This is a genomic window from Paenibacillus sp. KS-LC4, assembly GCF_036894955.1.
GTDB lineage: Bacteria > Bacillota > Bacilli > Paenibacillales > Paenibacillaceae > Pristimantibacillus.
In genome coordinates this window covers 1,744,120-1,763,967 of record NZ_CP145905.1, presented here as the reverse complement: position 1 = coordinate 1,763,967, position 19,848 = coordinate 1,744,120, and the positions used below count along the sequence as shown (strand labels likewise).

General features: G+C 50.3%; 15 protein-coding genes. 5 read left to right on the top strand and 10 right to left on the bottom strand.

From position 1 onward, the window contains the following. Positions 1-43: 43 nt before the first annotated feature. Both V5J77_RS07565 and V5J77_RS07560 read right to left on the bottom strand, forming a co-directional pair. Positions 44-3,136 (bottom strand): SMC family ATPase, encoded by a 3,093-nt coding sequence (locus tag V5J77_RS07565; protein WP_338555166.1) that lies wholly within the window; start codon positions 3,134-3,136, stop codon positions 44-46. Further along, entirely contained in the window at positions 3,133-4,308 is a 1,176-nt protein-coding gene (locus V5J77_RS07560) for an exonuclease SbcCD subunit D (RefSeq protein WP_338555165.1), read from the bottom strand. Before V5J77_RS07560 ends, V5J77_RS07565 begins: the two co-directional genes overlap by 4 nt. Positions 4,309-4,441: 133 nt before the next feature. On the opposite strand from V5J77_RS07560, the gene V5J77_RS07555 reads away from it, so the two are divergent. Then, on the top strand, positions 4,442-4,588 hold the full coding sequence (locus tag V5J77_RS07555) for a hypothetical protein (protein ID WP_338555164.1): 147 nt from the start codon (positions 4,442-4,444) through the stop codon (positions 4,586-4,588). Positions 4,589-5,836: 1,248 nt separating this feature from the next. Here V5J77_RS07555 and V5J77_RS07550 read toward each other — a convergent pair. After that, the gene (locus V5J77_RS07550; protein ID WP_338556622.1) at positions 5,837-7,876 is read right to left on the bottom strand and encodes a rhamnogalacturonan lyase; all 2,040 of its coding nucleotides are present in this window, start codon (positions 7,874-7,876) and stop codon (positions 5,837-5,839) included. A 341-nt stretch (positions 7,877-8,217) separates the two neighbouring features. Between V5J77_RS07550 and yhbH the strand changes: the two genes are divergently transcribed. After that, positions 8,218-9,369 carry a sporulation protein YhbH gene (gene yhbH / locus V5J77_RS07545; protein WP_338555163.1) on the top strand — a complete coding sequence of 384 codons (1,152 nt, stop codon included), beginning with the start codon at positions 8,218-8,220 and terminating at the stop codon, positions 9,367-9,369. Between the two features lie 168 nt (positions 9,370-9,537). Here the strand turns inward: yhbH and cysC are convergent, their stop codons facing one another. Together cysC and V5J77_RS07535 are read right to left on the bottom strand one after the other, a co-directional pair. Next, a complete protein-coding gene (gene cysC / locus V5J77_RS07540) occupies positions 9,538-11,004 on the bottom strand; it encodes an adenylyl-sulfate kinase (RefSeq protein ID WP_338555162.1) in 1,467 nt (488 codons plus the stop codon). 99 nt (positions 11,005-11,103) lie between these two features. Then, complete coding sequence (locus V5J77_RS07535; protein WP_338555161.1) at positions 11,104-12,141, bottom strand: glycosyl hydrolase 53 family protein; 1,038 nt, start codon at positions 12,139-12,141, stop codon at positions 11,104-11,106. 416 nt (positions 12,142-12,557) lie between these two features. On the opposite strand from V5J77_RS07535, the gene glsA reads away from it, so the two are divergent. From glsA to V5J77_RS07520, 3 genes are read left to right on the top strand one after another with little or no spacing between them, the layout of a single operon-like run. Beyond that, on the top strand, positions 12,558-13,475 hold the full coding sequence (gene glsA, locus V5J77_RS07530; protein WP_338556620.1) for a glutaminase A: 918 nt from the start codon (positions 12,558-12,560) through the stop codon (positions 13,473-13,475). A gap of 17 nt (positions 13,476-13,492) precedes the next feature. After that, positions 13,493-13,894 carry a DUF4265 domain-containing protein gene (locus V5J77_RS07525; RefSeq protein WP_338555160.1) on the top strand — a complete coding sequence of 134 codons (402 nt, stop codon included), beginning with the start codon at positions 13,493-13,495 and terminating at the stop codon, positions 13,892-13,894. A 13-nt stretch (positions 13,895-13,907) separates the two neighbouring features. After that, complete coding sequence (locus tag V5J77_RS07520) at positions 13,908-14,843, top strand: dipeptidase (protein WP_338555159.1); 936 nt, start codon at positions 13,908-13,910, stop codon at positions 14,841-14,843. 124 nt (positions 14,844-14,967) lie between these two features. On the opposite strand, the gene V5J77_RS07515 is transcribed toward V5J77_RS07520, so the two are convergent. From V5J77_RS07515 to V5J77_RS07495, 5 genes are all read right to left on the bottom strand, one after another. Beyond that, positions 14,968-16,134 (bottom strand): stalk domain-containing protein, encoded by a 1,167-nt coding sequence (locus V5J77_RS07515; RefSeq protein WP_338555158.1) that lies wholly within the window; start codon positions 16,132-16,134, stop codon positions 14,968-14,970. Between the two features lie 38 nt (positions 16,135-16,172). Further along, entirely contained in the window at positions 16,173-16,838 is a 666-nt protein-coding gene (locus V5J77_RS07510) for a hypothetical protein (RefSeq protein ID WP_338555157.1), read from the bottom strand. Between the two features lie 287 nt (positions 16,839-17,125). Beyond that, a complete protein-coding gene (locus V5J77_RS07505) occupies positions 17,126-18,283 on the bottom strand; it encodes a hypothetical protein (protein ID WP_338555156.1) in 1,158 nt (385 codons plus the stop codon). A gap of 62 nt (positions 18,284-18,345) precedes the next feature. After that, positions 18,346-18,903 carry a DUF1273 domain-containing protein gene (locus V5J77_RS07500; RefSeq protein WP_338555155.1) on the bottom strand — a complete coding sequence of 186 codons (558 nt, stop codon included), beginning with the start codon at positions 18,901-18,903 and terminating at the stop codon, positions 18,346-18,348. After that, entirely contained in the window at positions 18,900-19,682 is a 783-nt protein-coding gene (locus V5J77_RS07495) for an RNA ligase family protein (protein WP_338555154.1), read from the bottom strand. The genes V5J77_RS07500 and V5J77_RS07495 overlap by 4 nt, the downstream gene beginning before the upstream one ends. Between the last annotated feature and the right edge of the window lie 166 nt (positions 19,683-19,848).

The following is a 19,848-nucleotide window of genomic DNA, read 5'->3' as shown; positions in this document are numbered from 1 at the left end:
CTAGGCAGGAAGCAGCGTTCGCGTTGTTTCCTGCCTTTTTCTATTAACGAACCGTTACAGCCGTGCGGCTGTAGCCTTCCTTTGTCTTATGAACTTCAAGGCAAGCGGGAAAAGCCTGCTTGAGCTCCTGCACATGTGAAATGACGCCAATCATGCGGCCGGCGCGCTGCAAATCAACCAAAGCCTCAATCGCCTTGTTCAGCGCCTCCTCATCCAGGGAGCCAAACCCTTCGTCAATAAACATCATCTCAATGGAAATTCCGCCTTGATGCGCCTGTATCACATCGGTCATTCCTAAAGCAAGGCAGAGAGACGCATTAAATTTTTCCCCGCCGGACATCGTTTTCACATCGCGATTTTGTCCTGTATACGCATCATACACGTCTAGGCCTAGACCGCTTTGCTTCCCTCTGACCTCCAAACGATCGCTGCGCTGCAGCATAAACTGCCCGCCTGAAAGCCGCTGCAGACGCACATTTGCCGCCTGCAAAATTTGCTCCAAAAACTCAATCAATATATAACGTTCAAAGGAAATTTTAAGCGCATTGTCTCCTTTAAGCATTTGATAAATGTCGAGCACCTGCTCCAGCTCCGCCTCGAGCTGCTTCACACGCTCGCTCGTCGCTGTGAGCTGGCGAATCAGCCGAACGGCCTCTTCTCCATAACGCGCAGCGGTTTGCAGTGCAGCGACAATCGTCCCCAACTGCTGCTTAAGCTCGGCGCCCGCTGCATGCAGCTCCTGCATATCCGTAGGCTGCTTTCCAGCAAGCTCCAGCTGCATATCTGTTACGCGGCTCGTCAGCGCCTGAACCGCAGATTTATAAGCGTCCAGTTGCTCCTTGAGCGCTTGCCGCTCCTGCGGCGTTTTCACGGCGGCGCGATAAGCCTCCAATGAATCGAATGCCGCAGCCTTCAGCTCGCTCAGCAGCCTCTTCTCAGCTTCCTCCCTGTTTCGCTGTGCTTCTTCATATTGTTCGCTAGCCTGCAAGGCATGGACGGAAGCCTCCGCCAACCTAAGCTGGGCTTGCTGCAGCTGCTTGACAGCAGTCTGCCAGGCATCTGCATCCTGACGAACTTTCATCTGCTGGGCAGCGAGCGCCTGCTGCAATTGTTCGGGCTCGCGAAGCGATTCGGGTATGCGTTCCAGCTCTCTGGCGAGCAGCGACTCCTTCGCACCAAGCTCAATTTGTACTTGCTGATGCGCTGCTTGCCGCTGCTCTTTTACCTGAATAAGCCGCTCAAGCTCCGCTTCCCGTTTTTCCGTCTGCTCTTTAAGCACGCGCATTTCTTCGCTTTGCTGCTGCAGCCGTTCCGTCTCTTCCTTCAGCTGCTTCCATTGCGTGCGTAGGTCAGCTTGCTGCATAGCGAGATGCTCAGCAGAGGCGCCGTATTCCGCAAGCTCGGCGGCGCTGCTTTCCCAGCTGGAACGGGCCGCCGCTACTTGCAGCCTTGACGCATTCAGCTCACGCTCGCAGACAGCAAGCTGCTCCTTTGCCTCGGCAAGCTGCTCTCGTGAAGGCACATCGGCAGCCGCTTGTATTTTGCCGGGATGCTCGACACTGCCGCATACTGGACAAGGCTTCCCGTCATGCAAATGAGCGGCGAGCAAGCCTGCCTGGCCTTCAATCCATTGCTGCTCCAGCTGATCGTGCCGGGCACGAATGGTGGAGAGCGCCTGATCCTGGCTCGCTTCCAACCGCTTGAACTCAGCCAGCTCCTGCTCCAGCTTGATTAGCTTGGAGACGTATTTGCCTTGCTGCTCAACGCGCCTGAGCTGTTCTTGCTTCGCTTGCAGCTGCTGGCCGTCGCTCTCCATGAGCTTCAGCCGCGCAGCACCTTGCTGCTTCGCTGCCTTCTCGGCCGCAATAGCTGCCTCTTCCCGTTCCAGCTGCATCTGGGCCTGCTTCGCCCTTGCCCTTAGCTCCGTCACGACCTGCCGCTGCTCCCCCATCTGCTGCACCACTGGCGCCAGCTCCTCCAGCCGGTTCAGCTCACGCTCCGCCTCCCGCCGCTCTGGCTCACGCTGCTCCTCGCTAGCATGCCGCTGCGACGCCGCGGCATGCGCCTGCTTCGCAGTCTCTGCCTCCTGCTGCTTCGCCGCGCTGATCTGCTGCTTCGCCTCCGCATCCTTGCCGGCGCGGCTCGCTTGCTCCTCATAAGGCGTGAGCAGCGCAGCCCGCTCAGCCAATTGCAGCTCGCGCCCCTTCGCTTCCTGCGCGGCGCGGCCCAGCTCAAGCTGCGCAAGCTTGCTTCGCTCCCCCGCAAGCTCTTCAAACCGCGCGTTCAGCGCCAGCGCGGCGCGCAGCCTCTCTTCATGTGCAAGCAGCTGCTCGTCCATTTGCTGCCGCTGCATATCGCCTTGCTGCACTAGCTCGCTATAATAAGCTGCCTCCTGCTCCAAGCTGGCAAGCAACTGCGCCGCATTATACACCTCCTGGCTCAGCGTCGCTGCCATTAAGCTTCCCTCGCGATGAGGAAGCGCATCGCCCGATTGCTTCATATACATGTCATTGCGCAGCCGTGCTTCCTTAAGCGTTTCATTCAGCTCGCGGTTTTGCTGCTGAAACTTAAGCTCCAGCTTCTCATACAGCTCCGTACGAAAAATTCGCCGCAAAATCTCTTCTTTATTATCCGTATCCGAGGTGAGCAGCTTGCGAAACTCTCCTTGCGGCAGCATCACGATTTGATTAAACTGCTCCTTCGTAAGGCCTATGATCGACTCCAGCTTTGCATCGACGTCACGAACTTGAAAACGGTCGACAAGCGGCACAGCTTGTCCATCTACAAGCTCATATAGCTCTGCCTTGCCGCCCGTCTCGCTTTTGTTCGAGCCTTTACGATGCGGAAGCTGACGAAAAACCTGATATTCCCGCTGCGCAACTGCAAAATGAAATTCAACCGACGTATGCGTATCATCCCCGGCAAAATGACTCCGCAGCATGCGTGCCTCCGAGCGATCCTCCCCGCTGGCCGCGCCATAAAGCGCGAAGCAAATCGCATCAAAAATCGAGGTTTTGCCCGCCCCTGTGCTGCCGGAAATAACGAACAGCCGATGCTCGTCCAGCTGAGCAAAATCAATCGTTTCCGCATCCCGGTATGGACCGAAGGCGTTCATCGTTAACTTGAGCGGTCTCATGCGCCCCCTCCCTCCTCATGCAGAAGCTTCCCGAAGACATCGGCGAAACGCTGCTTTTTACTTTCACTGAGCGGACTGCCCTTAACCTCCTGATAAAAGGAAGCGAATAACGCTACCGGATCAGCCTCTCGGCGGCGAACCGCCTCTATTTCTCGATCAGCAGAAGCCTCCGCATCTGCGAGCAGTCCCGCCTCCGGCCTGCGCTCGACATGCAGCGCATTTGGATAGATGGCACGCACCTTCTCCATCGGAAACAGCACTGGATTTTCATTCAGCAGCGTAACAAATACATAATCCTCGCTTTTCGCATGCTGTTCAATTTCTTCAATCGTTCCGGAAACGCGGCGCAAATCGCGCAGCGGCTGGAATGGCCGCTTTTCTACCGTTACTGCGCCTTTGTCTTCCATTTCTACTACATAATAGCCTTTGGCGTGATGCTCCTCGGAAACCGAATATTTAAGCGGAGAGCCCGCATATCTAATATTATCGTCGCTAACATAATGCGCCTGATGCAGGTGGCCAAGCGCCGTATAATGAAAGGGCGAAAAATAACTGGCACGCACATGCTCCGCCCCGCCAATCGCCAGCGGACGCTCCGAATCGCTCGTATTCGGCTCCGCCTCTCCGGTTGCCGTAACAAAAGCATGGCCGATAAAAACATGTCGCGCAGCAGGATCAAGCTGAGCTTGCAGCCGCTCTGTCAAAGCTTTCATCGCATCGTCATGCGTGCGAATGCTCTCATCGTCGAGCGCATAACGCACATGTGCAGGGTCCGCATAAGGCACGAGGTGAAAATGCACCTCGCCATGCTCATCGCGGAGCACAACCGGCTTCTGCTCCCGCTTCATTCTTCCGGCAATATGCAGCCCTCGGCTTGCCATCATCGCTGTGCCAAAATCAATTCGATCCGGACTGTCGTGATTGCCAGCCACAGCCAGCACTGGCGTTTCAAGCTTAATAACGATATGCTGCAACACCTCATCGAGCAGCTCTACTGCCTCAATAGGTGGAATGGCCCGATCATATAAATCACCGGCAATAATGACGGCATCTGGACGTTCGCGTTCAATATCGTCAATCAATTGCTCCAGCACATAACGCTGGTCTTCTGTCATATAAACACCTTGAACCAGCTTGCCTAGATGCCAGTCTGCGGTATGGAACCATTTCATATTGGCGAAACACCCTTTCTTGCCCTTGACTTTAACGCAGCGTCAACGTTTATCCTCCTAAGTATACCAAGGAGGGGACAAAGATGAGAACTCTAATTCAAAACGTTCAAATTTTAACGATGATTGCAGGCTGATGGAGTGGCTGGAGCATAAAATGCTGCCTGCGGAGGCGCGGATGACGCAAGAGGATGTTTATTGGAGAGCCAAGCTTTCCATAGACGAGGAGGTATTGCTTTATAAGGCGGGCCTTCGAGCACGTAGAATCGTAGACGGCATATAGAACGACAAGCATACAGCAGCGCGGCTGCATTTTTCGCGGTCTGGCGCTGGCCTGCTGTCACGGTTGGCCGATTTATTTTTCAACAATAGCTTTGTTGGGCTTGGTTTAGTTTGGCTTGCGTTGGGCCGCTGCATTTTCTTCGCCTTTTGCACCTTATCCCCTTAGCTCAGAAAAGCCGTTTGAATGACCTAATCCGGCAATATGCCAGATCACACCATCCAAACAGCTAACCAACATTCCCCATTCCTCTAAGCATAAAAGGCATTACAGCCCATTGCTGTTGCTTTAGCTAGTGCTGTTGCGATTCGAATGTTATGAGTACAGCGAGTTCTCATTCATGCAAAAATCGTATAACTGTAATTTCGATACTCAAATACCTTTGAGTGATTAAACCGTACCAAATGAACATAAGCTGAAGCCTTGATTAACCGAGGGTCTTCCCCCAATCAAACTCCGGAAGCCTTCAAAAATAGCATCGTCTAAGCTTCCACGTCGATTAAGCTGCTTTCGTCCATCCTTCTCGTTTGCTGGCAGCGCCTCAATCCGGCTCCCCTACCAACGGCTTTGCTTCTTAACCTAGCTTTTTGATTGCTGTCGTATTTACTTTGTTACCTCTGTACTTCTGCACTTCTGCACTTTTGTAGTCCTTTAGACCCTTATCACTTTAGATTTTTACGCCTTTAGCCCCTTAGTCATTCAGTTCCATAGTCCTGTACTTCTGTATTTTCACTTCTCTTTAAGCTGTTATTTTGAAAAATATCTTGGACAGACACATATCTCGATGTTTCTGAGCTAAGGGGATAAGACCTCAAGCTTAAAAAAATAGGAACAGTCTGCCCAAGCCTGATAGTTGTAGCTACATGAATAGATACTATAGATGCGCCTGTTCCTCTTTTTGCGTTTCTGAGCTGAGGGGATAAGAACCCTAGCTCTACAAAATAGGAGCGGCTTGTCCATGTCTGCGCTTAGCGTTTTGCGTTCTGCGTTCTGCGTTTTGCGTTCTGCGTTCTGCGTTCTGCGTTCTGCGTTCTGCGTTCTGCGTTCTGCGTTCTGCGTTCTGCGTTCTGCGTTCTGCGTTCTGCGTTCTGCGTTCTGCGTTTTGCGTTTTGCGCTTAGCGTTTTGCGTTCTGCGTTTTGCGCTGAACCTGAAGCCTCTTGAGCTGCCGCATTTGGATTAATCTGGCCGGTTGGCACACTGCTGTCTGGCTATTGTTCAGAAACGGCGGACGTTACCAGCTCTGTCTGGTGTCATGTTCCAAGTTCTGTTTCAGGCTCTGTTCCAAGTTCTGTTTCAGGTTCTGTTTCAGGTCCTGTTTCCGAATCCGTTTGCGGGGCTAGCTCCTGATCAGTGGCAGTCACTCCTTCTTCCAAAGGAGTTTCCTCAGCGATCAAAGCATTGGCCGTGCCTACCTCCGTAAACGAGGCTTGTGGCAGAGTCGTGTACATGCTTGGCGCAGGAGGCGTGCTCATGCCATTTCCAAGGAAATAGCTCGTATGCGGCGGCTGGTTGTAGGCAACATTTTGCCACGCCACACCTAAACGGTATACGGCATCATGCATCAGCGTGTAGAGACGATATGTCGTAACATCTGTGGTTGTATACAAGCGCAGCTTAGTGCTGTCCTCCGTACGCCACAGCACTTCCTCGCGCCAATCGCCAATCAGATCAGCCTGCAAGCTAGGATTGCCTTTTGTCGTATTGTTGGAGTAAGTTCCTGTTGCCGTTAACAGACGGCTGACTGCACCGGTATTGTAATTCCATTTTTCAATTTTGCCGACGCCAACTCCAGCGCTTCCTGACCATGCGTGGTCAAGCAGCTCGCGCAGCAGGTCTCCGTCCCACCAAATGCCGAAATTTTGCGAGGATGGAGGCGTGCTGGAAATAAGCTGTCCCGTAATCGTCCTCAGCCCTACACCACTTCCTGCCCAAACCTCAGCTCCCGGGTAACGAGGATCGATGTCGGCCGCCATGCCGCGTCCCGTATCCGCGCCCGTATGGACACCCCACAAAATTTGACCAGTAGCCGCATCATGGACTTGGGCACCATAAGGCTTGCTCGTGTCCTCGTTTACCTTGAATACCTCAAAACCATTACGATTCGGGTTCAAATCACTGACATGCATCGCATCGCCATGCCCCATATTCGTGTTGTATAGCCTCTGGCCATTATCATCAACGGTCATCGCTCCAAAAATAATTTCATCCTTGCCGTCATTATCAACATCCGCCACACTAAGGCTGTGATTGCCTTGCCCCGCATAAGCAGAGTTGCCGGAGCTGTTCGTATCAAACGTCCAACGGCTCGTCAACGACCCATTACGGAAGTCAAAGGCAGCAATAACCGTTCTCGTATAATAGCCGCGCGACATCACGATGCTCGGTCTTGTGCCATCCAGATAAGCAACGCCAGCTAGAAAGCGGTCAACACGGTTCCCATAATTATCTCCCCAGCTTGATACGGTGCCTCTTGCCGGAACGTAATTGGTCGTTGCAAGAGCAGCTCCCGTCTGCCCAGAGAACACAGTCAAATATTCGGGGCCTGACAGCACATAGCCCGAAGAATTACGATAGTCGGCAGTCGAGCTGCCGATTACCTGTCCTGTTCCATCTACGGTGCCGTCCGCTGTTTTAATGACCACCTCTCCTTTTCCGTCGCCATTAAAGTCATAGACGAGAAATTGCGAATAATGGGCGCCTGCACGAATATTTTTGCCCATATTAATGCGCCACAGCTTTTGTCCGTTCATTTTGTAAGCATCAAAAATAACATTGCCGGTATAACCTGATTGGGAGTTATCCTTGGAGTTAGACGGGTCCCACTTGAGGACGATTTCGTATTCCCCATCTCCGTCAAGGTCAGCTACGCTTGCGTCATTTGCGCTATAGGTGTAGCTTTCGCCGCTCGGTGTTGTCCCGCCAGCAGGCTTGTCCAGCGGAATATCTTTATAGTTGTTCGCCCATACGGTTACCGAATTGGAGGCTGGACGCTCAACACCATTAATTACGGCACGGACATAATAGGTAGAGGAGTTGCTGCCCCCAGCATCCAGAAGATTTGTACTCGTCGTAATAACACTGCTGTTTACCTTCGTCCCGTTGCGATACACGTTAAAGCCTGTATTAGCAGCCTCGCCGCCGAGCAGCCGCCAGCTGACAAATACGCCTCCGCTTACTTTTACAGCGACGACTCCTCTCGTTAAAGCCTCCATCTGTCTTGGGGCGGCAGCACTGACCTTCGGCTCCATAACAAAAGCAGGAATAACCAACAAAGCAGCAACAGAGAGCATTATTGTTTTGCGAATCACTTTTTTAACGTTCATCTCTTCTTATTCAGCTCCTTTTCGCACATCATATTTGATTAACACCCACAATTGAAAGCGCTATTGGATTATAAAACCATAATTGGAATCGCTTTCATTTTCGATATTAGACTGTGTTCCGACATATTACTACTCAAAAAACAGAGTTCTTTGTTAAAAAAACCGAGATTCATGCGATTAATTAGCTAGAATTAGATCGCTTTTGACTCACATATCCGCTCGGGATGTGAATATATTGAATAACAAGGTGAAACGGCTATCGCCGTCCTTTCCAGACCTTATTGATGAAAGATGGGAGTGTGACGCTCGTGGCAGAACCGTTATTTATCGTGTCGCGCGAGGATTGGACCTTGCATCGCAAAGGTTACGAAGATCAAGCCCGGCATCAGGAAAAAGTAAGAGAAGCCGTTCGGCAAAATCTTCCCGATATTGTGACCGATGAAAGCATTGTATTATCCGATGGCAAGCAGACGGTGAAAATACCGATTAAAAGCATTGACGAATCTCATTTCGTCTATAACTACAACAAGAAGCAGCATGTTGGACAAGGCGATGGCGATTCACAGGTAGGAGATGTGCTCGGCGTTGATCCTGGGGCCGCCAAAGGGCCAGGCAAAGGACAGGGTGCGGGCGATCAGCCGGGCGAGGACTATGTAGAGGCGGAAATCAGCATTGACCAGTTGGAGGATATGCTCTTCGAGGAGCTTGAGCTTCCTAATCTGGAGCAAAAGCAGAAGGATGTTATGGAAACAACCGAGGTCGTCTTTCACGATATTCGCAAAAAAGGCATCATGTCCAACATCGACAAAAAACGGACGCTCATTCAAAATTTGAAGCGCAATGCCAATGAAGGACGCTCAGGCATTGGCGGCATCTCGCCGGATGATTTGCGTTTTAAAACGTGGAATGAAATCGTCAAGCCCCAATCCAATGCCGTCGTACTGGCTCTCATGGACACTTCAGGCTCCATGGGCTCTTTTGAAAAATATTGTGCCAGAAGCTTCTTCTTCTGGATGACTCGCTTTCTACGCCGGAAATATCAGCATGTTGAGATGGTATTCGTAGCGCATCATACCGAAGCGAAGGAAGTAACTGAAGAGGAATTTTTCACTCGCGGCGAGAGCGGCGGCACGATCTGCTCCTCTGCCTATCAGAAGGCGCTTGATATTATCGACAGCCGATATCCGTCGGCCAATTGGAACATCTATCCCTTTCATTTTTCCGATGGCGATAATTTGACGTCCGATAACGAAAAATGCGTGAAGCTCATCGACAAGCTGCTGGAACGCGCCAATCTGTTCGGCTATGGCGAGGTGAATCAATATAATCGCAGCAGCACCTTAATGTCCGCATATAAAAACATAAGCAATAAAAAATTTATGTATTCGATAATTAAGGATAAAGGCGAAGTGTATAAGGCGCTTAAAGCCTTCTTCTCCAAGCCCGCAGGCGGTGCTTAAAAACATGCATTAGACTTCATCCAGCAGACTGCTGGCTCAAGCAACGTCGATGCCCAAGCACATATCTTCACAAAAAAAGCTTCCTCTTCGGTTGTTCCCGAAGAAGAAGCTTCTTTTGCATGATTTTACAGAGCGTAGCACAAGAGAATACGCTGCACGGTTGTTTTGCTAAACTCGCTCGGTCAAAATACCGCGCTGCTGCAAGCAGCGGATAACGGCCTCAGCCGCAGTATCCGCGTTTCCTTTGTCGGAAAACAGCTCCAGGTCTGGTACAAGCGGCTCCTCGTAAGGTGCAGATATGCCCGTGAACAGCGGAATTTCTCCCCGCCTTGCCTTGCTGTAAAGTCCCTTCGGATCACGCTGCTCGCATATCACAAGCGGGCAATTTACATACACCTCCACATAGGGCAGTGGAGCTGCAATCGCTCGCGCCAATGCTCGATCCGCCTCCAGCGGTGAGACGAGCGCCGCTATGGCAATGCTTCCATTGCTAGCAAATAGCCTAGCCACCTCCGCCGTACGGCGCACATTTTCGCGGCGATCCTCTGCGCTAAAGCCAAGATCGCGGTTAAGTCCATGCCGTAAATTATCGCCGTCCAGTACCACCGTTCGCACACCGCTTGCTTGAAGCTGTCTATGAAGCGAGGCAGCGATAGAAGACTTTCCTGATGCAGGAAGCCCTGTTAACCATACAATGCTGCCGGAATAGGCCATTTGGCCAGATTGCGGCAATTCGCCAAGCTCATACGACTGCCACTGCACATTCGGAGATTTTTGATCCATCTGGCACTCCCCCTTCTTTAGGCGCTCATTTAGAAAAAGCACCGTCAGCCGAAGCGCTTCCTCCAATTTCACAGTTGTGACGGCAAAGGGATGCTTTGCTCCAAAGGTGTGGTCTGCTCCCGTTAGTGAAACGAACGTATGCTGCGGCGCAGCCTCACGCATTTGTTCATAGCCTGAAACCAGTCGCTCTGAATCTTGATCCCCCTGTATCAAGAGCGCAGGAACCGCGAGTGAGCCTAGCACCTTTTTAATATCAAATGCTTCTGCATGGCGCTCCAAATCTTCGAAAAACAGAGGCGATATCGGCATTTGCTGCTGTGTGCGCATATTGGGCACATAACCGACGCCGCGGCTCAGCACCTCCTGCCGAAACGCCTCCGTAAAGAGATTCACGTCCGCTATGCCATTCCATGTTACAACTGCTTGAAGCTGCGGGTGTCTCGCAGCAGCCAAAATACTATTTCCGCCCCCACGGCTATGTCCCAGCAAAGAAATCCGTTTCGTATCCAGTTCCTCCGCGAAAGGAAGCTTCGCTTCAAGCAGTTGCGCGATAATTATATCAATATCCAGCTGTTCACGAGAATAGGTATTAACAGCAAATTTATCCAGCTCGTCAAAGTCTGTTTCCGCTACGCCATTGCAGCTGAAATTAAAGGAGATGACAGCAAAGCCAAGCGTTGCAAGCTGCTCGCAGACATAGGGTATAAAGCCCCAATCCTTAAACCCTTTGAAGCCATGGCAAACGATAACAACTGGCTTCTTTCCCGGTTCGCCCGACACTCGAACATCTCCACGCAGCGTCAGATTTGATTCCACATCAATGGTAAAAGGTTTGCTATTTACAGCTTCCACCTACAAACTCCCCCGTTTCTCCAAATAGATTCGTCCTGCTATCTATTATATGTGAAATAACAGGGGAATGAATAGCTGGGCTAGTTACGAGCTTGCTTGCTAGTTTAAGAAGCCTTCCAATGCAATCGTCGGCTTGCCGTCCGCCTGCCAAGCACCTTTGTTATAACCGCCATTGTAGCCCGGAGGCGCCTCTGGCTCCCAATAAAAGACGCCTAGCCCCTTACCGCCAGCAATATTGCGAACCTTCGTCTTAATCGCAGCAACGAAGCTCTTCGTAGCAGCTGGCTGGTTATATTCAAGACCGATTTCAGAAATGATAACCGGCTTGCCATAGCGGGCAATCATATCATTGGCATTGCTAATCGTTTGGTCGACCTTGGCCGACCAATCCGAAGCCGATGGATACAGCGACATGCCGATAATATCAAAGGTGGCGCCATTGCTGATCAGCCCACCGATATTCCAAACGAATAAAGCATTATCATTGCCGCCTGCCAGATGAACGATCGTCTTCGTACCGGAAGAAATTGATTTTACCGCATTATTCCCGGTATTGACGAGCCACGCGTAGTTTTTCATACTGACCGTCGCTTTGCCGTCATTCCACAGCATGCCGTTATTCGTTTCATTGCCGATCTGTACCCAGTCCGGCGTCACACCCTTCGCCTGCATCGCCGTCATAACCGCCCGGGTATGATTCCATACCGCGTCCATCAGCTGCTGGAACGTGTAATTACTCCAAGCAGCAGGCTTTGTCTGCTGACCGGGATCGGCCCATGAATCACTGTAGTGCAGCGTCAGCATAATGCTCATGCCTGCATTTTTCGCCCGCTGTGCCAGAGCAGCTGCCCGATTCATATCTAAGTAACCGTTTGCATAATTGCTCGAGGGATTTACGAATACGCGAATGCGGACCGAATTAATTTGATAATCATTTTTCAAAATTTGAATGATATCCTTGGTCGTGCCGTTTTTGTCCTTCCAGGTGTAGCCTTGCGCCTCAAGACCGGGAACCCAGCTAATATCCGTTCCTTTCGCAAAGGCAGGAGCTGCCTCGGCCTGCTGAAGCGGCAGCTGTACCGTAATAAGGGCGATAATCATCATAGCGAAAACGAGCAGCTTGAGTCTTTTTTTCATGTTCAACATTCCCTCTTCCTTTAATCGTTTGGCGGATTTGACTCCGACTGGCGCACCTCAAATTGTATCCGCTTACATAATTGTGTTTCAACAACCGTTCCCTAGCAAGATAAGCTTTTCAGTCTATGGTGAAGAAGCATCAGCAGCGTTGAAGATGGGGGGACTGCCGATCCCTTCACCATACCTTTTCTATCACTAACTATGGGATACGCTTCTGATTATAAATTCACTGCCAGCAGAAAAACAGGATACAATGTGAATATAATGGATGATTTTACAACATTCCCCCCTTCTTCGATCATGTTCAACCTTTGTAAGCCTAATGCGCTTCACTACCAAAATGTATTATAATAGAGCCATTCATGCCAAACTGGCAAGCAGGAGGAAACGAATTGACAAATAGCGAGCTCAAACATATGCAAACCCTGCTGCCCGAGTGGGTAGAAATCTCCCGCCAGCAGGCTCTTCATGGCAAAGTGGCCTCCTACATACCTGAGCTTGCAAAATCCCCCAAGGACGCCTTGGGCATTCATATTGTAGGTGCGGAAGGTCAAGTAGCATCTGCAGGAGATTGCGGCATATCCTTTACTATGCAAAGCATTTCCAAAGTTTTTACGCTTATCCTTGCGTTAATGGATAATGGCGAGGAGGCGGTTTTCGCCAAGGTTGGCATGGAGCCGACCGGGGACAGCTTCAACTCCATGCTCAAGCTGGAGCTTGTGCAGCCCGGTATCCCCTTTAATCCGCTGATCAATGCTGGAGCGATTGCGATTTCTTCGCTGATTGCCGGGAGCGGCAGGGAGGAGAAATCAGCTCGCGTGCTCGATTTTTTCCGCAAGCTCTCAGGCAATAGTGCGCTGGATTATGATAACGAGGTATATCTCTCAGAAGCCAAAACGGCAAACTTGAATCGGTCGATGGCTTATTTTCTGAAGGATAAGCAGGTGCTGCAGGGGGAAGTCGAGGAAGTGCTCGACGTGTATTTCCGGCACTGCTCAATCAGCGTCACCTGCGCGGATCTGGCTCGCATGGCGCTCGTTATGGCGCATAATGGAACCGATCCCGTCACTGGCGCTGAGCTGATACCACGCCGTTACGTGCAAATCGCCAAAACGTTTATGATTACATGCGGCATGTATAATGCCTCGGGAGAATTTGCGATTCAAGTGGGCTTGCCAGCAAAAAGCGGCGTATCCGGCGGTATTCTCGCGATCGTTCCAGGTCGCTACGGCATCGGCGTCGTCGGGCCATCCCTGCACCGCAAGGGCAATAGCATTGCAGGCGTGCATTTGCTCGAAACGTTGTCACGAACATTTGACTTAAGCTTATTTTAACGAAGAAGGTGCCTATTATGAATCCATCTGTTGAGCTTGGCATTTCCTTTCATTCCTCGGGGCAGGAGATTGAAATGCTCAAGGTAACGCCGATTGACGATCAGCGCTACCGCATTGAAGAAAATCCATTATTTACGGAAATGGTATCATTCGGTGATATTGTCAAGCTGGAGCAGCAAGGCAACATTTATTTTTATAAAGAGACGGTTCGCAAATCCCGCTTAAGAAGGTATTCGTGGCTGCTCAGCCAGGACGTCGCTTCGTCCGAGGAGCTTGCCGCTTTCAAAAACCGGGTCGCCGACAGCGGCGGCAATTGGGAAACGATTTTTGGCGGCATGCTCATTATCAATGTGCCGAGCCATATTGACTTTGATCCCGAGGCGGAAATAAACAATATTACGGTAAATAAGGACAGATAAGGGGTAAGCGCCGATGAACATTATTGATTTGCATTGCGATGCTTTGATGAAGCTGGCAGATAAGAAGGGCAGCCTTTCCTTCAACGATGCGCCTGAGCTTGAGACGAACAAGCAGCGCCTGCTCGCAGGAGGCGTCAAAGTACAAGGCTTCGCCATTTTTGTCATGCCGAACCTGTCTGATCAAGAGAAGTTTCAATCGGCGCTTGATCAGGTGCATTATTTTTACGAGGAAGTATTAGGGAAAAACCCGGACATCAAGCACATCAAGGAATGGAAGGATATCGGCAAGCTGGCAGAGCACGAAATTGGCGCTTTTCTCACGCTTGAAGGCGTCGATCCGGTCGGCAACGATTTGCATAAGCTGAATATTTTTCACCGCCTTGGCGTGCTGTCGGTCGGCCTGACCTGGAATTTTGCCAACCTGGCTGCTGATGGGGTGCTGGAGCCTCGCGGGGCGGGACTTTCCTCCCTCGGCCGCAAAATGGTACAGTTCCACAATGAGCACCAGATTTTGACCGATGTCAGCCATTTGAATGAGCAGAGCTTCTGGGACGTCGTGGAAACGGCTGATTATTTAATTGCCAGCCACTCGAATGCAAAGGCAGTGTTCGATCATCCAAGAGGCTTGTCTGATGAGCAGGCGCAAGCGCTGTTTGCCAAAAATGCAACCGTCCATGTTGTCTACTATCCCGAGTTTATTAAGCCCGAGTCGGGAGTCATTACGACAATTCCCGATTTAATCAAGCATATTGACCATTACTGCGCTATTGGCGGTGTCAATCAGGTTGGCCTTGGCTCCGATTTTGACGGCATCAACGCTTACGTGAAAAATCTCGAAAACGCCGCACATAGCCAAAATCTGATCAATGAGCTGCTTAAGCATTACTCTGAGGAGCAGGTACGGGGCTTTGCGCATAATAATTTCCTGCGCCGGGTTTCCACTCTTTAATGCAAAGATGCTTCTGAATAATCGTATAGCTCTCTGATTAAAAAAGCGCGAGTAAGCCCCCACCTTACATTAGTGGGGATTTGCTCGCGCTTCCTATTTCTATAATATCTGCATTAAGCCTCGGCTATCTTTTCCAGACGGAGCCGTCGGAGTAAGCGACCCGATCAATTTGAATATTTTTGAGCTTGGTTGTGTCGCTGTAAGAGTAGAGATCCCATGTGTATATGTTTCTATATCCGCTCTCTAATTTAATGTTAGTTCCCTTTCCATAGAAACGGTTGGTGTACGGATAACCACCCTTTACCGGGTCGCCGTATGCATCATAGGTGCTAAAAGAAAGCTCGAAGGAAACAATCGTTTTTGCCGTCAAATTCCATAGCTCTATATTAGCCTCAGGATAGCCTAATGAATCATAAGTAATGCTGTAATCAACTATTTTAAAAGGAACATTATTATTTTTCTTAAGCTCCTCTTTCAGCTTCTTCCTGTAGTCCTCTTCCTTCTGTTTGTAGAGGGCTCTCATCTGCTTTTCAATCGTACCACCATTGCCATAAAGCTGTTTAGCCAGATTGTAGCTTTTGCTTACCGTTTCCTTCTCGCCAGTTTCTATGCTATAGATCGCTCTGCCAAAATAGATATAGTTCGTGCCTTTCGAATCATAATTTTCGCCAGGCTTTACAGTCGCACTGTTAAAGGCGGCTTTGCCGCGCGCATTCAGCGATGCGGTAAAATCGTAGGTCTGCACAGCACCACCGGCATAATAATATTCTTTGTAGTTCACAGTGATTTTTTCCGTGCTTAAATTTTTCACAGCGGAATTCGTAATTTGCAGCGGCAGGCCCGTGTAATATTTACTTTTGCTCGGGTCAACCGTTTTAATGCTGATTTGATTGCCCTTTGCTGCCATTGAAGCGCCCAAGCCGTCTGTCAGCAGACGAAGCGGCACCATGGTGCGGCCGTTTCTCTCTACAGCAGGCGTCCCCAAAAACATAGAAATGCCATTAACCGTAGCAACCGGCTCGTCCAAAATAATCGAAATCGTCATTTCACCGCTTGAGGCGATAATTCGCTTGTTGCCCTTATCCCAGCTAAAGGAGAGGCCTAATGCTTCAATGGTTTCTTTTGCCGATACGAGCGTTGTGCCGTTCTCACTTATGGGTGCCTGTGCATAAGCGATTTTCTTGCCGTTTACAAAAACAGTCTGACTCTCCGCCTTAGCGGCCGAAAGCCCCGTTGGTACTGCCAGCAGCATGACCATAGCCAGCAAAATTACCAGTATTCTCTGTTTCATATTTCATTCTCCCTCTATTTATATATTTCGTGAAGAGACTATTCACTGCGCAGCGAATAGACGTATTCCTTGCCTTCAATGGTAACGATAATATCAATCGGTTTCTTGTCTTTGGCCGCTTCCTTAGGCAGCTCGGCGATAAAATGGAGAACCCCCGTTTTTAATGGCTCAATGCTCGTTATATTCGTATAGGTAAAGTTGCCTCCACCCGACTCTTCAATTGTTGAAAAGCTTTTATACTCATATTTGCTATCATATTTCACTTGTACAGAGGCAAAATCATCTGCACTTTTAGAGGAGCTGAGCAGGCTTTTGAATTTAAGGACGACATCCAAATAAATATTTTCAGCATCCTTCACCTCGTAATACGTATAGAAGCTGTCCGGCTTCGGAGGTACGACTTTGGACGTGAATTCTGTCTTCGTGAGCGTCACCTCTGCGAAGTCAGCAATAACGAGCGCTTTTTTCAGTTCTAGTACATTGCCAGTGTCGGCGGACGGCTCTGGTTGTGGCGTTGAAGAAGCCTCGCTTGCGGCGGTGGTTTCCGGAGCCTCGGCAAGCTGTGCCTTTAACTTCTCGTTTTCAGCACTCAACTGGCTCACTTGCTCCTTTAATTGACTAACCTCTGTGGAAAAATCCTGGGTTTGACTGGCGCAGCCAGCCATAACGAGCATTGCGGCAGCTGCAAAAATAGCTTTTTTCATAATGGTAAATCCCCCCTATTATCTTTAGCTATTAAAGTTTCTACATAAATCGCTAAAATCCTCTATAATCATTTCATTTCACTGAAAATTCATCCATTATTTCTTTATATCTCTGTCATATTTTATCGAACTTCAATTATTAACTGCTTCAATTACGATTTCAAAGCACCATAACAAATTTACCAAAATAACGGGCAGAGGCATTTTCAAACAAATAAAAAAACGTTATTTCCGCAAAGGGAAACAACGTTAAAGCATTACATCATCGTTCAATATGCTTCAGCCATTTACATGATCAAATCAGCGAGCAGGCCAAACAGCAATAAGTACGCACAAGCCGAAAAAGCAATATAAGACCATAGCTTTTCCTTGGTCACCTGGCTGGCCACCGACGCGCCGATTAAGGAAATGCCAAGGTTAGACAGCAGAGCCGCCGCCATTACAAAAGAGCCCAGCTTGAAGCTAATGAGCGAAATGACGCCCGCGATTAAAAATCCAGCGCCGGAAGCGAGCTGCATCGCTCCAATTGATGTAATAAAAGCTCTAATTGTTAGACGCTGCGTCGCTCTCCACAAGCTTATCCCCCACAAAGAACCGAGGAAGGCAAACGTCGAAATTAGCGACAGCAGCAGGATTTTTCCGAATAGCGCTGCACTCATGCCGCTTCCCTCACGCAATAGATCGGTCACCCCATAGCCGAAAAATAAGGAAATGGCGCTGCCCGTAAGCAGCCCAAACAATAAGAAGCCTATGATTGCACAAACGATGCCGATTATTCCATAGCTTAAATGTTTAGCCGGATTTAAATTCAGCCCCTCCAGCGGGTTTTTCAGCAGCCTCAGCAAAATCTTCCAATCCATTTGCTTAACGGAGCCGGACATGTTTTGCAGCAGCTTGCTTGCAGCCTCTGCCGCGCCGCTTCTCGCTCCTGCACTTGCGCCAGTCCCGACACCAGCACCTGCACCAGCCGCGCCTTCCGTTCCGGTCGCTTCATTCCTTGCTGATGCAGCCGTTTCATCCGCTTCATTTGTTGAGAACGCCGCCGTGCTCGCTGTCCTTGCATCAGCTGCTGCATCGGATTCGCCATTGTCGTTGCCGTATGCGCCATATTCCCCATACTCACCGTATCGGTCCCATTGCTCCGGCTCCTCTCCCAAAAACTCACGCTCCTGCTGCAAAGCCGCTTGCTCCCGAGAAGCCGCGAGCAAGCGCGCATCCTCCTCCTGGCGCGCTTGCTCCTCCAGCCGTGCCGCTTCCGCACGCCGCAAAATCTCTTCCCGCCTCGCGGCCTCGGCCCGCTGCGCTGCTGCCTGTGACTGCTGCGAATCCCGCGGCTGGCGGAACACATGCACCGTCTGACTGGCTGGCTCACTCTTGTCTAAATCGAACGGCAGCCTATTGTCCGAATGCTGCCCTTGCTGCTTTTTATCATCCTGATCGTCCATTTCTGCATCCTCCTCCTGCTGTCAAAAGCCGCCCTAATGGAGGGCAGCCATTCCCAATTGCGCTAGTCCATATCCCGATAATTCGCCTCATCAGCAATGCTCTGGATATCATCCGAGCTGATGCTGATGTAGCGATAACCGTCGGCCTGCTGCCGGCGAAGCGCACGCTCCTTGAAGTAGCGCGGACTGCCTTCTCCTGCATCCTCATCGTACACGAGTAAAATGCCATCGGTTTTGCGAAACAGCAGCTCATCCCTCGCTTGCAGCTGCCAAATGCCATCATAGGGCTTGTCACTGACCGACGCATAATAATCGACGCCCTTCAGCACCTGCTCATAATATTCCTTCTTGTCATCCTTCCACTTCTCTTCCGGATTACTGTACGCCGTAATAATAGAAAGCCTGAGCTGCGGATAATGCGGCTTAAGCGCAATGACTGCTTCGCAAGCCCACAGATCAACACCATATTGGCCGGGCGTAATGACCCACTGCAAGCCATCATCAATGAGCGGCAGCAGCTTATTCGTAATCGCCTGCTTAATATAGGCAATACCCTCATGCTTTTGATTAAAAATGTTCAACTCATGCGCGCGGTAGCCCGACACTAGCAAATTGTTCATGCCTTCGGCACATTTCTAAAGGTTCGTTCATAATCCTCGAACCTGATTTTACGTATCCTTTTGCGATCGGCGGTTCGTACAATGATCCCTTCCGATTTTCCAGCTGCATCCATTCCTACACGCGTAGCCGCAAAATCACTGAGAAAACGGCTCGTCTCCTCCAGACCGACTGGAAATGCCGCTCCATCCAGCACAGCCAGCAGCGGTGCAGCATCAAGATTCCAGCGCTCGATAAACGCCGCCTTATCCGCCTCTTGATAAAAGGGCTGACCGCCATGATCGCGCCATTTCGCAATTTGGTCAATGGGCAGTGTCAGCAAATGCTGAAGCTCTTCATGCGACAGCGAAAACAGATCAAACACCCGATAGCCCTGGCTCCCGCTGGACGTATAATTTTTGGCCGCCTTTGTTTTCCCGCCATAGCTTTCCTGATAAATAACCGTCAGGCCCAGCCCTCCATCCGCCAAGCTTGCCTGCATCCGCTCCGCAATTGGCGTTAACAAGGTCGCCATATTGCCGTAAGGATTGCCGATTCGATCACCCTTGGCAAAAAGCAGCTCCTCCCGTGAGCCAATCAAATAGTCCGTTCCGGCCTCACTATGCAGCAGTATAATACGCGCATTTTCCCCATCCACTTTTTCAAAAACATAAATGGGCTTATCCGAATCGAAGGCTTCGCCCTCAGTTAACCTATCGTTTAAACGGCCTCGTTCCCCCAGCTCGTGATAGGTGAGGATACTCGGATATTTCGTTAAGGAATTCAGCTTTGCAAAATCCATGATTCATCTCCTGCATCATAATAAGTCTGCTATCTCCTCATCATACCATCGTTCCTCGCTCTTGGTTAGCCTGAAGGCAAGACTTCACTACCGAAATGCCGCCTGCCGCTTTTTTTCTGTACTCCACCACCGGCACAATCTTAATCTTAATGCGCCGCAAGAAGCC

Excerpts from the sequence above, each read along its gene's own strand:
- V5J77_RS07565 (WP_338555166.1), bottom strand. The coding sequence starts at position 3,136 with ATGAGACCGCTCAAGTTAACGATGAACGCCTTCGGTCCATACCGGGAT.
- V5J77_RS07560 (WP_338555165.1), bottom strand. The coding sequence starts at position 4,308 with ATGAAATGGTTCCATACCGCAGACTGGCATCTAGGCAAGCTGGTTCAA.
- V5J77_RS07555 (WP_338555164.1), top strand. The coding sequence starts at position 4,442 with ATGGAGTGGCTGGAGCATAAAATGCTGCCTGCGGAGGCGCGGATGACG.
- V5J77_RS07550 (WP_338556622.1), bottom strand. The coding sequence starts at position 7,876 with ATGCTCTCTGTTGCTGCTTTGTTGGTTATTCCTGCTTTTGTTATGGAG.
- V5J77_RS07535 (WP_338555161.1), bottom strand. The coding sequence starts at position 12,141 with ATGAAAAAAAGACTCAAGCTGCTCGTTTTCGCTATGATGATTATCGCC.
- glsA (WP_338556620.1), top strand. The coding sequence starts at position 12,558 with ATGCAAACCCTGCTGCCCGAGTGGGTAGAAATCTCCCGCCAGCAGGCT.
- V5J77_RS07525 (WP_338555160.1), top strand. The coding sequence starts at position 13,493 with ATGAATCCATCTGTTGAGCTTGGCATTTCCTTTCATTCCTCGGGGCAG.
- V5J77_RS07520 (WP_338555159.1), top strand. The coding sequence starts at position 13,908 with ATGAACATTATTGATTTGCATTGCGATGCTTTGATGAAGCTGGCAGAT.
- V5J77_RS07515 (WP_338555158.1), bottom strand. The coding sequence starts at position 16,134 with ATGAAACAGAGAATACTGGTAATTTTGCTGGCTATGGTCATGCTGCTG.
- V5J77_RS07510 (WP_338555157.1), bottom strand. The coding sequence starts at position 16,838 with ATGAAAAAAGCTATTTTTGCAGCTGCCGCAATGCTCGTTATGGCTGGC.
- V5J77_RS07505 (WP_338555156.1), bottom strand. The coding sequence starts at position 18,283 with ATGGACGATCAGGATGATAAAAAGCAGCAAGGGCAGCATTCGGACAAT.
- V5J77_RS07500 (WP_338555155.1), bottom strand. The coding sequence starts at position 18,903 with ATGAACAATTTGCTAGTGTCGGGCTACCGCGCGCATGAGTTGAACATT.
- V5J77_RS07495 (WP_338555154.1), bottom strand. The coding sequence starts at position 19,682 with ATGGATTTTGCAAAGCTGAATTCCTTAACGAAATATCCGAGTATCCTC.